The 15789-nt window shown below is 52.2% G+C and carries 14 protein-coding genes; 2 read left to right on the forward strand and 12 right to left on the reverse strand.

Going from position 1 to position 15789, the window contains the following annotated elements; all coding sequences use genetic code 11:
* Window positions 1–98 precede the first annotated feature (98 nt).
* The 4 genes from mdh to AC0LWT_RS02975 form a co-directional block, all read right to left on the reverse strand.
* Window positions 99–1040: a malate dehydrogenase gene (mdh, locus tag AC0LWT_RS02960; RefSeq protein ID WP_474679706.1), complete on the reverse strand. Its 942-nt coding sequence runs from the start codon at window positions 1038–1040 to the stop codon at window positions 99–101.
* Between the two features lie 55 nt (window positions 1041–1095).
* Window positions 1096–2394, reverse strand: a complete 1299-nt coding sequence (icd, locus tag AC0LWT_RS02965) for an NADP-dependent isocitrate dehydrogenase (protein WP_474679707.1) — start codon at window positions 2392–2394, stop codon at window positions 1096–1098.
* 172 nt (window positions 2395–2566) lie between these two features.
* Complete coding sequence (citZ, locus tag AC0LWT_RS02970) at window positions 2567–3679, reverse strand: citrate synthase (protein ID WP_474679708.1); 1113 nt, start codon at window positions 3677–3679, stop codon at window positions 2567–2569.
* Between the two features lie 859 nt (window positions 3680–4538).
* A complete protein-coding gene (locus AC0LWT_RS02975) occupies window positions 4539–4865 on the reverse strand; it encodes a hypothetical protein (RefSeq protein WP_474679709.1) in 327 nt (108 codons plus the stop codon).
* A 3-nt stretch (window positions 4866–4868) separates the two neighbouring features.
* Here AC0LWT_RS02975 and AC0LWT_RS02980 point away from each other — a divergent pair, with 3 nt between their 5' ends.
* Window positions 4869–6404, forward strand: a complete 1536-nt coding sequence (locus AC0LWT_RS02980) for a Ppx/GppA phosphatase family protein (RefSeq protein ID WP_474679710.1) — start codon at window positions 4869–4871, stop codon at window positions 6402–6404.
* On the opposite strand, the gene AC0LWT_RS02985 is transcribed toward AC0LWT_RS02980, so the two are convergent.
* Window positions 6370–8484 (reverse strand): RNA degradosome polyphosphate kinase, encoded by a 2115-nt coding sequence (locus AC0LWT_RS02985; protein ID WP_474679711.1) that lies wholly within the window; start codon window positions 8482–8484, stop codon window positions 6370–6372. The genes AC0LWT_RS02980 and AC0LWT_RS02985 overlap by 35 nt on opposite strands.
* A 214-nt stretch (window positions 8485–8698) precedes the next feature.
* Here AC0LWT_RS02985 and ytvI point away from each other — a divergent pair, with 214 nt between their 5' ends.
* On the forward strand, window positions 8699–9832 hold the full coding sequence (ytvI, locus tag AC0LWT_RS02990) for a sporulation integral membrane protein YtvI (RefSeq protein WP_474679712.1): 1134 nt from the start codon (window positions 8699–8701) through the stop codon (window positions 9830–9832).
* A 28-nt stretch (window positions 9833–9860) separates the two neighbouring features.
* Here the strand turns inward: ytvI and AC0LWT_RS02995 are convergent, their stop codons facing one another.
* The 7 genes from AC0LWT_RS02995 to AC0LWT_RS03025 all read right to left on the reverse strand — a co-directional run bounded on the left by AC0LWT_RS02995 (window position 9861) and on the right by AC0LWT_RS03025 (window position 15683).
* Complete coding sequence (locus AC0LWT_RS02995; RefSeq protein WP_474679713.1) at window positions 9861–10256, reverse strand: FxsA family protein; 396 nt, start codon at window positions 10254–10256, stop codon at window positions 9861–9863.
* Window positions 10257–10298: 42 nt separating this feature from the next.
* The gene (locus tag AC0LWT_RS03000; RefSeq protein ID WP_474679714.1) at window positions 10299–10769 is read right to left on the reverse strand and encodes an acyl-CoA thioesterase; all 471 of its coding nucleotides are present in this window, start codon (window positions 10767–10769) and stop codon (window positions 10299–10301) included.
* Between the two features lie 90 nt (window positions 10770–10859).
* Window positions 10860–12614, reverse strand: coding sequence for a pyruvate kinase (gene pyk, locus AC0LWT_RS03005; protein WP_474679715.1), 1755 nt, complete (start codon window positions 12612–12614; stop codon window positions 10860–10862).
* Window positions 12607–13581 carry an acetyl-CoA carboxylase carboxyltransferase subunit alpha gene (locus AC0LWT_RS03010; protein ID WP_474679716.1) on the reverse strand — a complete coding sequence of 325 codons (975 nt, stop codon included), beginning with the start codon at window positions 13579–13581 and terminating at the stop codon, window positions 12607–12609. The genes pyk and AC0LWT_RS03010 overlap by 8 nt, the downstream gene beginning before the upstream one ends.
* On the reverse strand, window positions 13571–14437 hold the full coding sequence (accD, locus tag AC0LWT_RS03015; RefSeq protein WP_474679717.1) for an acetyl-CoA carboxylase, carboxyltransferase subunit beta: 867 nt from the start codon (window positions 14435–14437) through the stop codon (window positions 13571–13573). Before accD ends, AC0LWT_RS03010 begins: the two co-directional genes overlap by 11 nt.
* Before the next feature lie 195 nt (window positions 14438–14632).
* Window positions 14633–14821 (reverse strand): glutamate decarboxylase, encoded by a 189-nt coding sequence (locus AC0LWT_RS03020; protein WP_474679718.1) that lies wholly within the window; start codon window positions 14819–14821, stop codon window positions 14633–14635.
* A gap of 361 nt (window positions 14822–15182) precedes the next feature.
* Window positions 15183–15683 (reverse strand): phosphatidylglycerophosphatase A family protein, encoded by a 501-nt coding sequence (locus AC0LWT_RS03025; protein ID WP_474679719.1) that lies wholly within the window; start codon window positions 15681–15683, stop codon window positions 15183–15185.
* Between the last annotated feature and the right edge of the window lie 106 nt (window positions 15684–15789).

Consider the following 15789-nt stretch of genomic DNA (forward strand, 5'->3'; position numbering starts at 1 on the left):
GCAGTAAATTTACAAAAGCAACAAATTGTTGTGCAATCCGACAAAAAAAGAACCGGCCCCCTATTTGCATAGGAAACCGGTTCTTCGTGATATGACGATTAGCCCGTTACAACTTTAATAACGTTGCGGACGGAGTTCGCCGTTTTATCAAGGGCCGCTTTTTCGTCGGCAGTCAATTCGATCTCAAGCACTTTTTCGATGCCGTTTGCGCCAAGTACAGTCAGAACGCCCATGAACAGGCTGTCGTAGCCATACTCGCCTTCAAGCAGCGCGATTGTCGGAATGATGCGTTTTTTGTCTTTCAAAATCGCTTCCGTCATTTGTACGAGCGATGCCGCGGGAGCATAGTAAGCACTGCCGTTGCCGAGCAGGTTTACGATTTCGCCGCCGCCTGTGCGCGTACGTTGAACGATAGCTTCAATTCGATCGGCAGGAATCAGCTTCTCGATAGGAACGCCGCCGGCGTAAGTGTAGCGCACGAGCGGAACCATGTCGTCGCCGTGTCCGCCGATAACGACACCTTGAACGTCCTCAACCGAAACGTTCAGCTCCTGGGAGATGAACGTAAGGTAACGAGCCGTATCCAGAACGCCGGATTGACCGATAACGCGGTGTTTAGGGAAGCCAAGCGCTTGATAAGCTACATACGTCATCGCATCCACAGGGTTGCTGAGAATAATGACGATTGAATCGGGAGCTACTTGCTTGACGTTCTCACAAACGGATTTTACGATACCCGCGTTGGTGTTCACCAGGTCGTCGCGGCTCATACCCGGTTTGCGGGCAATACCTGCCGTAATAATGACGATATCGGAGTTTGCCGCATCTTCATAGCTGGAAGTACCTGTAATTTGAGCGTCAAAGCCTTGAACAGGACCTGCTTCGAGCATGTCGAGCGCCTTGCCTTTAGTCGGATTCTCAAGCTGCGGGATGTCCAGCAGAACGATGTCGCCCAGCTCTTTTTGCGCAAGCATAAGCGCAGTTGTCGCACCTGTGAATCCGGCTCCTACAACGGTAATTTTATTACGACGGATTGCCATTTGAGGAATTCCTCCTTCAATTTTTTAAAAATAAATCCGGCGTCCGGGGCGGGAATTAGCCCATGTTTTTAATAATTTCGTTGGCGAATTCGGAACATTTGATTTCTTTCGCGCCTTCCATCAGACGGGCAAAGTCGTAAGTAACGGTTTTGTTGTTGATGGACGTTTCCATGCCTTTGTAGATCAGTTCAGCCGCTTCCAGCCAGCCAAGGTGCTCAAGCATCATAACGCCGGACAAAATAACGGAACCCGGATTTACAACGTCAAGGCCTGCGTATTTAGGAGCCGTACCGTGAGTAGCTTCGAAAATGGCATGTCCGGTCAAATAGTTGATGTTGGCCCCAGGAGCGATACCGATACCGCCAACTTGCGCAGCAAGCGCGTCGGACAGGTAGTCGCCGTTCAGGTTCAGCGTAGCGATAACGTCAAAATCGGTAGGACGAGTCAGTACTTGCTGCAGAGCGATGTCGGCGATTGCATCTTTTACGATGACTTTGCCGGCTGCTTCAGCGTCTTTTTGCGCTTTGTTAGCCGCTTCCGTGCCTTGCTCGGCTTTGATGCGGTCATATTGCGCCCAAGTGAATGTTTTGTCGCCGAATTCGCGCTCAGCCAGCTCGTATCCCCAGTTTTTGAACGCGCCTTCGGTGAATTTCATGATGTTGCCTTTGTGCACAAGCGTAAGGGTCTTGCGGCCGTGCTTGATCGCATACTCGATAGCGGCGCGGATCAAACGCTCGGAACCTTCGGACGATACAGGCTTGATGCCGATACCGGAAGTTTCAGGGAAACGGATTTTCTTAACGCCCATTTCTTCCTGCAAAAATTTAAGCACTTTTTTCACGGCTTCGGTACCGGCTTCCCACTCGATGCCTGCATAAATATCTTCTGTATTTTCACGGAAAATAACCATATCGACAAGCTCAGGACGTTTAACCGGTGAAGGCACGCCGTCGAAGTAGCGAACCGGACGGGAGCATACGTACAGATCGAGCTCTTGGCGAAGCGCAACGTTCAGGGAACGGATACCGCCGCCAACCGGAGTCGTCAGAGGTCCTTTGATCGCAACGATGTACTCGCGGATCGCAGTCAGCGTATCGTTAGGCAGCCAGTTGTTGTATTTGTTAAAAGCTTTCTCTCCGGCAAACACTTCGTACCAGGCGATTTTTTTCTCGCCTTTGTAGGCTTTCTCTACGGCTGCGTCAAGAACGCGCTTGGAAGCCGACCAGATGTCAGGGCCCGTGCCGTCGCCTTCGATGAAAGGAATGATCGGATTGTTAGGCACTTGCAGAACACCATTCTCGATGGTGATTTTTTGACCTTCGGTTGGCAGTTCGTAAGATTCGAATTGTGGCATGGTATGTCCTCCTTAAAATTGTGAAAAATAAAATGTAAAACATGCCTTTGCCCTTAGGCAGTCCAGGCTGCCGGGGGTCAGACACACAAAAGCGGCGGGAGTCGCGGCACTCCCCCCGGCAAATAGCCGGACGGATGCCGAACAACCCGCATCTTTAACATGATAACATAAATTAGCGATTGCTGATCGGAATATATTTTTGGTTCACTGGGCCCGTGTACTCGGCGCGAGGACGGATCAGGCGGTTGTTCTCGTACTGCTCCAGCATGTGAGCCGTCCATCCGGATGTTCTGCTGATCGCAAAAATCGGAGTGAACAAGTCGCGCGGTATTTCCAGCGACGTATACACAGATGCGGAATAGAAATCGACGTTAGGCTTCAAGCCTTTCAGCCCGGTTACAAGCTCTTCCGCTTTAATGGACATATCGTACCATTTCATGTTGCCGGTAATTTTCCCGAGCTCATACGACATTTTTTGCAAGTGCTTCGCGCGAGGGTCGCCGTTTTTGTAAACGCGATGGCCAAAGCCCATAATTTTGTCTTTGCGCTCCAATTTGCCGTGAATGTAAGGCTCTACGTTTTCAACCGTGCCGATTTCTTCGAGCATGGCCATAACCGCTTCGTTCGCGCCGCCGTGAAGAGGGCCTTTCAGCGTGCCGATCGCGGAAGTGATGCCGGAGTAAATATCGGTCAAAGTTGCAACGGTAACGCGGGCCGCAAATGTAGACGCGTTAAGCTCATGGTCGGCATGCAGAACAAGCGCCTTGTCCAGTGCTTCGATAGCGACTTTATCCGGCTCTTTGCCTGTCATTTGATATAAGAAATTAGCGGCAATCGACGAATAACCTTTGGAAGCAAGAGGCTCCAGTCCTTGGCGGATGCGGGCAAAAGCGGCGATAATCGCAGGCACTTGGGCTTGCAGCTTGATCGCTTTTCGCACATTGGACTCCGTGCTCATATCGTTCGCTTCTTCATCGTAAAGCGCAAGACTGGAAACCGCCGTACGTAGCGCAGCCATGGAATTGACGTCTTTCGGATAGAGCTTCAGCTGATCGATCACCGCTTCCGGTACGCTGCTGTGCGCGTTCAGATCGTTTTGCAGCTTTTCCAGCTCGGACTCGGTAGGCAGTTTGCCGAACCAAAGCAAATGTATGACTTCTTCAAAAGTCGCATTTTCTGCGAGGTCATCAATATCAATCCCGCGATAAGTTAAAACGCCGTCCACGATGGAGCTGATCGACGAGGTTGTGGCTACAATACCTTCCAAACCCTTGGTTGCAGTCATGGGAATCTCTCCTTAGCTACTTGATTTTTGCAAAAACTCACTTTTTCCTAACCTAATAATAAAGGATTTTACCCTGTAAGTGAACAAAAAAGGGCATAAAACTAAGTTATCACTATCATAAAGATTCTTTTTGGCGAAATTCGAGCGCTTACGGCACGATACAAGTTTTTGTTAATTCTCCCGAATTATACGGAACTTTGCGGAAAAAGTTTGTAGAGAACAGTTGAGCTTGATACAATGTAAAACAAAGCGGCAGCATGAGACGATTGAAAATCTGTCGGCCGAAGCTGACGAATCGTCGGCCATGCTCGGCGGTCTGTCACGCCCAAGGCGGCATATCCGTTTGGCCTGTCGAAGAAAACATGCAAGAAGACCTGCACGCCAGGCTTTAAGAAAACGTACATTGGAGAGAAGCATCTCTATAAATGCACAGAAAACCTGCATGTGGATCAAGTGCCGGGTTAGAGGAACCAGAGGGAACGCAGCCGCGCATCTCTGGCTACGATTGCGGCGGTGGAGTGGGCCACACTTCTCCTGCATCCGGTTGCGGCGCTGAGTAGCCACTCCTCCCCAGCTACGGTTGCGGTGCTGAATTTGCCCGCGTCTCTCTGGCTACGGTTGCGGAACTGAATTGGCCTTACCTCTCCTGCTCCGATTGCGGTGATGAATTCGGCCGCGCATCTCCGCCTACGGTTGCGGTGGCGCTGAATTTGGCCACCCACATCTCTGGCTACGATTGCGGCGGTGGAGTGGGCCACACTTCTCCTGCATCCGGTTGCGACGCAGAAGTGGGGGCAAGGCGGCCTGGCAGGGAGAAAACCTGCAAAAGTGCAGGTTTTCTCCTTAAAAATGGTTCATTTTAGCGAAAAGCCTGCAATTGTGCAGGAATTTTCGATGAAAATGAACCCGAGCCCGTGTTCGCGGCCAAAAGCCTGCACAATTGCAGGAATTTGCCGTGGCCGGCGTTTCCATCCAGCAAAAACTGTATTTTTGCAGGTTTTTCGCGCAACTGGGCAGATCGTAACGACCGGCTCCGGCGTGTGGGGTTTCCGGGCTGCCTGTACTTTGGCCAGCCAAACCAATCCAAGCCGCGTAACGGCGGCAGCACCGTTTTGGACGGCATGCGAAACATGTTAGCTTCGTACGACCTTTGTTCTGAAAGATCTACTTTTGTTGAAGGAGCCAAGAAATGAGCAGCATCTCCTACATAGGCGTCATCGATATCGGATCGAACTCCATCCGGTTGGTTATTTACGAACGCAATTTATACGGCGCCTACCGCGTCGTCAGCGAGTATAAAGATTCCGCAAGACTAAGCCAGCGGATCGGTGCCGACGGCATTTTACATAGCGAAGACATTCTTTCCGTCGTTCCTATCCTCTCCCACTACGCAGCGCTCTGTCTCGCGCACGGCGTGCGGACGCTAAGAATCGTCGCCACGGCGGCGATCCGCAATGCGGCCAATTCCGCGGAAATTGTCCGGGTGCTCGAAGGCCGGACCGGCTTCAATATCGAGGTGCTGAGCGGAGAGGACGAGGCCCGTTACGGCTTTCTCGGCGTCGTGAATACGATCGATATCAAGGACGGATTCATTATCGATATCGGAGGCGGCAGCACCGAGGTCACGCTGTTCCGCGGCCGGGAACTCAAGCAAAGCTTCTCCTTCCCGTTCGGTTCGGTGAACACGACCCGCCAATTTATGAAGAACGGCGTCATCACCGAAAGCGAAAAGGCCGGGATTCGCTTTATGGTAAAGGAAGCTCTCGCCGCCCATCCATGGATCAAAAGCTCGCCGGGCTTGCCCATGATCGGGCTGGGCGGAACGATCCGCACACTCGGCAAGATGAGCCAGAAGCGGAGCAAATATTCTTTGCAGCTTGCCCACAACTATGAGCTGAAAACCGGGGAGCTCGATTTTTTCCTGGAATTCCTGTCCTCCCTGCCGCTTGAAAAGCGCAAAAAGGTGGAGGGACTTTCCAAAGACCGCGTGGACATTATCGTTCCGGGCCTCATCATTTTGGATACGATCTTTAGTGAAGCCGCGGCTTCGCATTGCATCGTCAGCGGCTCAGGCTTGCGGGACGGCATCTTTTACGAGCTGTGCAGGCCCGGGAATGCGCTGGTCGACGATGTTCTGGAAGCTAGCGTCCAGAACATGCTGATGCTTCACCCGGGTGCGGCCGTCCAGCACGTCAAGCATGTCGACAAGCTCGCGCTTCGCTTATTCGACGAGCTTGCTTCCTTGCAGGGGCTGGATAAACAAAGCAGACGCTACCTTCATGCCGCCGCGCTGCTGTACCGGATCGGATCTAGCGTCAATTATTATCAATACGGCAAACATACGCAGTATATGATCGCACAGGCCCGCATCGACGGCTTCAGCCACCGGGAAATCGCGCTCTGCTCGCTGATCGCTTCCCATAAAACAAAAAGCCGGACCCACCAGCTCGCCCTTGCTTACAAAGACATTTTGGATGAATCCGACGAATTGCTTGTTGCGAAGCTGGGAACGCTGCTGCAGCTTGCCATCGCACTTGACCGCAGCGAAACGCAGCCGGTTCGGGAGCTCATCATCTCCATCATCGGCAAGACGATTACGCTAAAACTTTTGTGCGCGGACAATCCCGCCGCCGAACTTAGCGAGATCGCCGCTTTCGCCAAAGATTTTGAAAAAGTGTGGGGACTTGCGCTCAAGGCTCAAGCTGAAGCTTTTTCCACGACTTAATTTTCATCGCCTCGAACTGGCTCCGGTACGGAGTCAGTTCATTTTTTACCCGGGTGTACATGCCGTTGGTCATGAGCTCCCTTGCCTTGACATTATCGTTAAGACTAAGCCGTAAAATTTGGATCATCATTTTTTTCAGCTGTTCGTCGAATACCGGACACATCAGCTCGATGCGCCGCGTCAAATTGCGGGTCATCCAATCCGCCGACGACAAGTAAACGTCGACTTGTCCGCCGTTTTCGAAATAGTACATGCGCGAATGCTCCAGGTACCGGTCGACAATGCTGCGCACCGTAATGTTCTCACTTAGTCCCGGCACTCCCGGGCGAAGGCAGCAGACGCCGCGCACGATCAGATCGATCTTCACGCCGGCCTGCGACGCGGCATACAGTGCATCCACCATCTGCTGGTTGGACAAAGAGTTCATTTTGGCGATAATGTGCGCCGGCTTTCCGGCTCTGGCATGCCCGGCTTCCCGCTCGATCAGCTCAAACAGCTTATCCTTCAAATCCGTAGGAGCGACGGCAAAAGCCTGCCAATCGTGCGGCGCGGAATACCCCGTGATTTCATTGAACAATGCCGATGCGTCCTCGCCGATGACGCTGTGCGAGGTGAACAACCCTACGTCCGTATACAGCCTGGCCGTGCTGTCGTTGTAATTGCCCGTACCTACGTGGACGTATCTGCGCAGCGTGTTCTCTTCCTGTCTGACGACGAGCGTGATTTTGGCATGCGTCTTCAAGCCCACAAGACCGTAAACGACGTGGCAGCCCGATTTTTCGAGCTTTCTCGCCCAGGCAATGTTGCGCTCCTCGTCAAAACGAGCTTTCAGCTCGACGACGACGGTGATCTGCTTGCCCGACTCCGCGGCGATCGCAAGCGCCTGAATAATCGGCGAATTGCCGCTGACCCGGTAAAGCGTCATTTTGATCGCAAGCACATGCGGATCGTAAGCGGCATGCACGACAAAATCGGTCACCGCATCGAACGATTCGTAGGGATGATGCACAAGCACGTCCTGCTGCTTCAACAGCGTGAAAAAGTCGTTCGTATCCTCGAATTCCACCGGATATTTGGGAACGATGCGCGGGTAGCGGAGATTATCGAATCCGTTCAAGCTGCCCGCCAGCTTCATCAAATAAGTCAGGTCGATCGGACCGTCGATTTCAAAAATGTGCTCCGTGATTTCGAACTCGTCCTGAAGCTGGGAAAGCGCATAGGGATGCATCCCTTCCTGAATTTCCAGACGCACCGGAGAGCCCCATCTTCTGCGGCGCAGCTCCTTCTCGATCTCTTCGAGCAAATCCTCGGCGCCCTCTTCGTTCAAGGTAAGATCGGCATTGCGCGTCAGGCGAAACCCGTGCACGGCAATCGGCGTATAGCCGCTGAACAGCGACTGGATATGGTGCTCGATCAATTCCTCGAGAAGAATGAACTCCTGCTTCTTGCTGTTCGTTCTGGCAGGTACCGGGATGTAGCGGGACAAATTGCTGGGCACCTGAACGATGGCAAAATACGGCTCATCGTCCGGATCGTCGCCCTCACGGATCAGTACCACAGCCAAATAAAGAGACTGATTATGGACAAGCGGGAAAGGACGGCTCTGATCGACCGCCATCGGAGTCAATACCGGAAAAACGATATCGTGATAATACGCATCCATCGCTTTTTTCTGGCTGATGTTCAATTCTTCGTACTCGGTAAAAACGATTCCCTCTTTAATTAATTGCCGGATAACGTCCCGGTACGTTTTGTACTGTTCGCTGACCATTTTAGCGGTCCGTTTCATGATGCGCTTAATGAGCCCGGCGGGCGTGTAGCCCGTGAAATCTTTTTTGTTGTACCCGGCTTTCATCTGATCCTTGAGCCCGGCAACACGCACGCTCATGAATTCATCCAGATTGCTGGATACGATACTTAGAAACTTCGCTCTTTCCAGCAGCGGAGTGCTGGGGTCCTGAGCTTCTTCCAAAACTCGCCGGTTAAATTCGATCCAGCTCAAATCGCGGTTCAAATACATGGACGAAACTTCGCCGACTTCTTTGATTTCCCTCACCGCAGGCTCTCTTGCAATACTCATAAAACCTCCGTAAAAATTCCTAATTTTCGACATTCCTTATTTTATTGTACTATGCCCGGCATAGACCGACAATGCGGGGAAAGCGCTTTTCAATTATTAAGATTTTGTAAAGGTTTCTTTAAACATTCGCCTTGCCCCCGGCGCTGCGGCTTTTTCGCTTTCTTTTAAGATCAGTGTTACAATACAAGTATTAGAGGCAAGGGGAGAAAATACCATGAATATCCTGAATCCGCGGTTGGTTCATCAAATTTTCAGGGGCATTTGGGTAGCTCTGATCGTTCTCCTGATCGGTTTGGCGATTTATTATATTCCCCCGTTAATTTACCCGTTTATCTACGGCTGGATCATCGCCATGATGATGAATCCTTGTGTAAACTTTTTCCAGTTCAAACTCAGACTGCCTCGCTGGCTCGCCGTAACGATATCCATGCTGCTGTTTTTGGGGGCGATGATCGCTGCGGTTACGCTGCTGGTCGCGAACATCATCGTCGAGCTCGGCTCGCTGGCCGATACGCTGCAAAATCAAGTCAACCGCCTCGCCGCACAGTTCAATTTGTTTATTCATTCCACGGCGTTTCAGGAATTAATCGAAAAGGTTAACCGATTTTTTGAAAACAACCCGAAATACCAGGAAACCGTCAACAGCAATTTATCTTCGACCGCAGGTTCCCTCGCCAACGTCAGCAAGCTTGTTATCGGCTATGTGTTCGACACGCTGAAAAACTTTCTAACCTCACTGCCCAACATTGCAACGCTGACGATCATAGTTGTGCTCGCCACCTTTTTCATCAGCAAAGACTGGTATTTGCTGATCGGACGATATTCCGGCATCGTCTCCGACTCGATCGTCGCCACGTCCAAGCTCATCCGCAGCGACTTGCAAAAAGCGCTGTTCGGCTACGTAAGGGCGCAGTTGATTCTCGTTTCCCTGACGGCACTTGTCGTCATTATCGGCCTGTTCATCCTGCAGGTCCCCTATGCGATTACGATCGGGCTGTTGACCGGCCTGGCCGATTTGATGCCGTATTTGGGCACCGGCGCCGTCATGGTTCCGTGGATTTTGTACGTGTTTTTCGCGCAGGGGGACATCTATCTGGGGATCGGACTGAGCGTGCTTTACGGAGTCATTCTGGTAGCCAGGCAAATTATGGAGCCCAAAGTGCTCGCTTCCAGCGTCGGGCTGGATCCTTTGGCGACATTGGTCGCAATGTTCGTCGGCTTGAAACTGTTCGGCTTCGTCGGCCTGATCGTCGGTCCGGTATCGCTCGTCGTTTTATCCGCCTTTTACCGCGCCCGAATTTTTCACGATATCGCTTCATACATAAAAAAAGGCTCGGCTTCCGAATAACGAATGCCGGGCCTTTCTTCCGTTTCTTTTATCTGCGGAAAAAAAATGTGAAACCGCCTCTGCCGATTTGCCTTTGAATGAGAGCCAGCAGAGCGACCTTGAACATGGGACGAGTCCATGGAAATACGAGCAGGAAACCGACAATGTCGGTTAAAAATCCCGGCGTAATCAGCAAAACTCCGCCGATGAACAGGCAAATCCCGTCCAGCAGCGACTGTGCGGGCAAATGCCCTCTCGACAGCTCGTAGCGGGCGTAATCCCATACTTTGCGGCCTTCGCGTCTTGTAATATACACCCCGATTATGCCGCTGAGCACAATCAGAGCGAACGTCGCCCAGCCGCCGATATACCGGCCCAAAGCAATCATCACGGAAATCTCCAGCGCCGGCACGATGATGAACACAGCAAGAAGCAGACGGTACATTCGCTCATCTCCTAACCGTAATGAAAATTTAACCGCTTTGCATTAAGCTTTCCCCGCAAGCAGCCGCCATATTTCCGGCGCTTCCTTATCTATACGCACCGGCTTCCATGAAGGATTCACCCAGACGTGGCGGGTGGCCCCGCTAACGAGCAAATCGCCGACAGGCACAAGCCCGGAATCCTGCTGTCCGGCGTCCTCCCGGCTCTCCTCGTCCCAGCGGCGGATTTCGTAGGCAAATTCCATGCGCACGCCGCTGTAGCTCGAGAGCCGCGTGTAGATACCTACCCGGTCGTCATACCGGGCAGGCTGTTTGAACTTCACTTCCGCCTCGACTAGCGGCAGCAGCAGCCCTTTGTCCTCGATGCTGCGGTAGGAAAGTCCGATTTCCCTGATCCATTCGGTTCGACCGATTTCGAACCAGGTCAAATAATTCGCATGATAGACGACACCCATCTGATCCGTTTCGGCATAGCGGACCCGCTGCTCGTGGCGGTACCACCGGTCTTTGCTCATACTGCTTCCCTCCCTGGCGTTTACAAAAGAAGGCTGACCCTTCAGCAGCTAAAGCCGCTTGCGGGACAGCCTCTTGCTGTCTGAATCTGACTACAAAACTTTCGCTTGTCCGGAGTAGATAACGCCAACTTCCGGATAGATGGAAACTTCTGTTCCGTCTTTCATAATTTCCAGCGCACGTTCGACGCCGACGATGACCGGAATGCCAAGGCTGAGCGCGACAACCGCAGCATGGGACGTAATGCCTCCCACTTCGGTAATGAGTGCGGCTGCTTTTTGCACGGCAGGCATGTACTCTTTGTCCGTCGAAACCGTTACGAGCACGGCGCCGTCCGTCATTTTGGCATTCGCTTCTTCCGGAGTGCGGGCGGTTACGACACGGCCTGTCGCAATTTGCGTTCCGATCCCGGTACCTTTGGCAATCATCTCGCCTACTTGATGAACTTTGATCAGGTTTGTCGTTCCGGAGCGGCCTACAGGCACGCCTGCAGTAATGACAACGAGATCGCCGAGGCTGACGATTCCTGTTTTGATGCTGCTTTCAACAGCCAAGTTGAACAGCTCGTCCGTCGTTTTCGCTTCTACGCCTTGCACCGGGATGACTCCCCATATGAGGGACAGACGGCGGATCACTTGCTCGTTAGGCGTTACGGCAATAATCGGCGCTTTCGGGCGATATTTGGATACCATTCTCGCCGTATAGCCGCTTTCCGTTGCAGTCAGGATCGCTTTCGCGCCCAATTCCAGCGCCGAGTTGGCGACAGCCTGGCTGATCGCTTCCGTCACAGTCGTTTGCTGCGCTTGCGCTTGACGAAGGAAAATTTCTTTATATTCAAGAGCCGCTTCCGCGCGCTCTGCAATGCGGGCCATCGTCAGCACGGATTCTACCGGATATTTTCCCGCCGCCGTTTCCCCGGACAGCATGACCGCATCCGTTCCGTCGAACACCGCGTTCGCCACGTCGCTTGCTTCCGCGCGTGTCGGGCGGGGATTGCGCTGCATGGAATCGAGCATCATCGTAGCCGTGATGACAGGCTTGCCTACGATGTTACATTTTTTGATCATTTGCTTTTGAACGACAGGCACTTCTTCAGCCGGAATTTCCACGCCAAGATCGCCGCGGGCTACCATCAGGCCGTCGGAAACTTCCAAAATTTCGTCCAGATTCTCGACGCCTTCCTGGTTCTCGATTTTACTGATGATTTGGATGTGAGTCGCATTGTGTCTTTCGAGCAGCTCGCGAATTTCCATCACGTCGCCGGCTTTGCGGACGAACGAAGCGGCAATAAAGTCTACGCCCTGCTCGATGCCGAAAACGATGTCGTTGGCATCTTTTTCCGTAATGCCGGGAAGGCTGATTTTCACGCCGGGCACGTTCACGCCTTTTTTGCTTTTAATCGTTCCGCCGTTGACGATTCGGCACTCGATTTCCGTACCGCGCACATCAACGACCGTCAGGCCGATCAGTCCGTCATCGATGAGGATCGTGGAGCCTACTTTTACGTCGCGGGGCAAGTTTTCATAAGTAACGGAAATGCGGTCCGCATCGCCCAAAATTTCCTCTGTCGTCAAAATGATGTGCTTGTCCTGAACAAGCTCAATCGGCTCTTCCTTCAATTTGCCCGTACGAATTTCCGGGCCTTTCGTGTCGAGCAAAATCGCAACCGTTTTACCTGTTTCCTGGCACGCCTTGCGAATGTTGCGGATACGGCCGCCGTGCTCCTCAAAGTCTCCGTGGGAGAAGTTAAGACGGGCAACGTTCATGCCCGCTTCCATCAGCTTTTTCAAATTTTCCAAAGATTCGCTGGCCGGTCCGATGGTACATACAATTTTCGTTTTACGCATGGTTTCCCTCCTGAGTGAATGTGAACCGCCCGATTTCTCTAAATTTGCGGTAACGGTCCTCGATAAGCTCCTGCTCCGACATGCCTAGCATGGGCTGAAGATGTTCCCAGACAGCGGATTTGATAAATTCGGCTTGCGCTGCCGGGTCCCTGTGAGCACCGCCCCTGGGCTCCGGGATGATGCCGTCGATCACGTTTTGTTCCATAATGTGGTCGGCGGTAATTTTCATCGCTTCGGCTGCATGCAGCGATTTCGAAGCGTCTTTATATAAGATGGAGGCTGCCCCTTCGGGACTGATCACCGAATAGATGGCATTTTCCAACATCAACACTTTGTTGCCCACTCCAAGCGCAAGCGCGCCGCCGCTGCCGCCTTCTCCGATAACGACGCAAACGATCGGCACGCGGAAAGAGGCCATTTCCAGCAAATTTCTGGCAATCGCTTCGCCTTGTCCGCGCTCTTCGGCCGCATTGCCGGGGAAAGCGCCTTTCGTATCGATAAACGTAACGATCGGACGCTTGAACTTGTTCGCCTGGCGCATCAGACGCAGCGCCTTGCGGAAGCCCTCCGGATGCGGGCACCCGAAGTTGCGGGCGATATTGTCTTTGGTATCCTTGCCTTTCTGGTGGCCGACGACGGTCACCGGAACGCCGTTCAGCTTGGCCAGGCCGCCGACGATCGCCAAATCGTCGCCGTACAGTCTGTCCCCGTGAAGCTCGATAAAATCCGTAAATATAGCCTGAATATAATCAATCGTCGTCGGTCTTTGCGGATGGCGGGCAAACTGCATTTTTTCCGCGGACGACATATTCGCGTACAGTTCTTCTTCCAATTGAACGTACCGCTCTTCCAGACGGCGGATTTCATCCGTAAAATCGATTTGTTTCTCGGTGCCGAACTGGCGAAGCTCCGCAATCTTGCTCTTAAGCTCCGAGAGCGGCTTTTCAAACGGCAACTCATTCGCCATCGCTTGCTTCCCCTTTCGTTCCATGCATGTCCAGCAGTTTGATAAGCGTAGGCCTCATATCTTTGCGGCTGACGACCTTATCGAGCTGCCCATGCTCCAGGTTGAATTCCGATGTCTGGAAGTTGTCGGGCAGCTTCTGCTTAATCGTTTGCTCGATGACTCGTCGTCCGGTAAACCCGAACGACGTGGCGGGCTCTGCGATAATAAAGTCGCCCAGCATGGCAAAGCTGGCGGACACGCCGCCAAAAGTCGGGTCGGTAATAACCGAGATGTACAGCCCGCCCTCTTCGCCCAGCTTGGCGAGCGCAGCGCTCGTTTTGGCCATTTGCATCAAGCTGAGGATGCTTTCCTGCATACGGGCTCCGCCGGAGGTCGAATAAATAATGAGCGGCCACTTCTTCTCCATCGCCGCTTCCACTGCCCGGGTAATTTTCTCGCCCACGACGGACCCCAGCGAGCCGCCCATAAAATCAAAGCTCATCACGGCAATGACAACGGGAAAGCCGCCGATCGTCCCTTCGCCCGTTACGATGGCGTCCTGCAAATTCGTCGCGTTTCTCGCTTTATCCAATTTTTCCATATAGTCAGGAAACTGTAAAGGATCCTCGGAAACCATGCCGTTGTCGTATTCGAGTATCCGGCCTTCGTCGAGCGTCATCTGGATGCGCTCCATCGCGTTTAACCGATAATGATAGCCGCAAGCCGTACATACCTTCAAGTTTTTTTCCAGCTCTTTGCTCGTCTGAATCGTACCGCACTGCGGACATTTATTCATTAAACCTTCGGGGATATCCCGTTTTGTTTTCTCGGAAGGAATCGTCGCATACTTTCGTTTTTGAAAAAGATCCTTTAGCACTGTTCCACCTCTACTTGGCTTTTATCGTAAATCCTTGACAAGCCACGTCAACTTGCAGCATCGCCTGTGAGTATGTCCGACGGAGTTGCTTTTGTGCATAATCAATGAATAATGACTGCATACACACCGCTCGCGCTGCATAAAATCCGTTATTTTGCATGCATCTACTTTCTCCTGAGTTATTCGGACAGACTCCTATCTATGTAAAATCGAGTTCAGCACTTCTTGCACTTCCTCCAGTTCTCCCTCGGGAACGAGAATTTCGAACTGATTTTTGGACAGGCTGATGCCGCGTACCTGAACGAGAAAGCCTTCCTCTGACAATCTCAACTTGATACGGTCTGCGATTTTCGCGGTAGGAGCTATGTAAATCACCGTCCACATGCAAAAAAAACCTCCTATAAATGCTCGAGTTTAAAAAGCGGGCTGCCAGACTTTTTAAACAATCTCTATGAGACATGCTAAAATAGTCAGCTTTCGGTTCCGAGAAGGTGACTATTTGGCTCCCTCTATTAAGCATAGGCATACATAATGGAATAATGATATCATAATTACTCTTTTTCCCGCAACAAAGCAGTTTTGCCAATAGGTGCCGGAATGCTCCCCTTGGAGTCTGTCCGATGTACCGCGTAGAAGGTAAATGCATGCAAAATGACAGTAATTATGCAGCGTGAGCGGCAGTAAATGCAGTCATTATTCAGTTTGGTATGCACAAAAGCAACTCCGTCGGACAGGCTCCTTGCCGCTAGTCCAGATCGAGTTTGGCGCCGTAGTTCGGCGCATTCTCGTTTTGATGGGCTATTCTGGCCGATGCCGCGGCCGCCAGTCCGCATATCAGATCGTCGAGAAAAACATGCACCGCCGCCTTGTTGTCGTTCAGCTTTTTGATAATCCCGATTTTTTCCTTATCCAAATAGCCGAAGCTCGTAAGCCCGATCATCCCGTATACGTGAACGATGCCAAGAGCCAGCGTTTCGTCTACGCCGTATAAAGGCTCGTCGGCTTCGAGAATCGACTGCAAGGGCTCGGGCAGCAGCTTCTTCTCGGCCAGCGAGTCGAGCGCAATGCCGGTAAACAGCGTATACTGCACCTCCCGCTTGTTCAGAACGGTCAGCACGCTTTCAGTGCAATCCTCCAGGGTCAGCCGGCTGTTATAAGGCTTTTGCAGCTTCAACACAATTTCGGCGATTTGTTCTATCGCAACGCCGCGCTTTTGCAGCAGCTGTATCATAAATTGTTCGGTCATAACATTCTCCCTCCGGTCCCGCAAATTGAACAGAAGCTTCGAAGCCGATTCCGCGTATGTTGGCCTGGGCTGTCACAAAAACGCCCAACAATATACACGAAAGCTT

Source organism: Paenibacillus sp. sgz302164 (assembly GCF_056120505.1).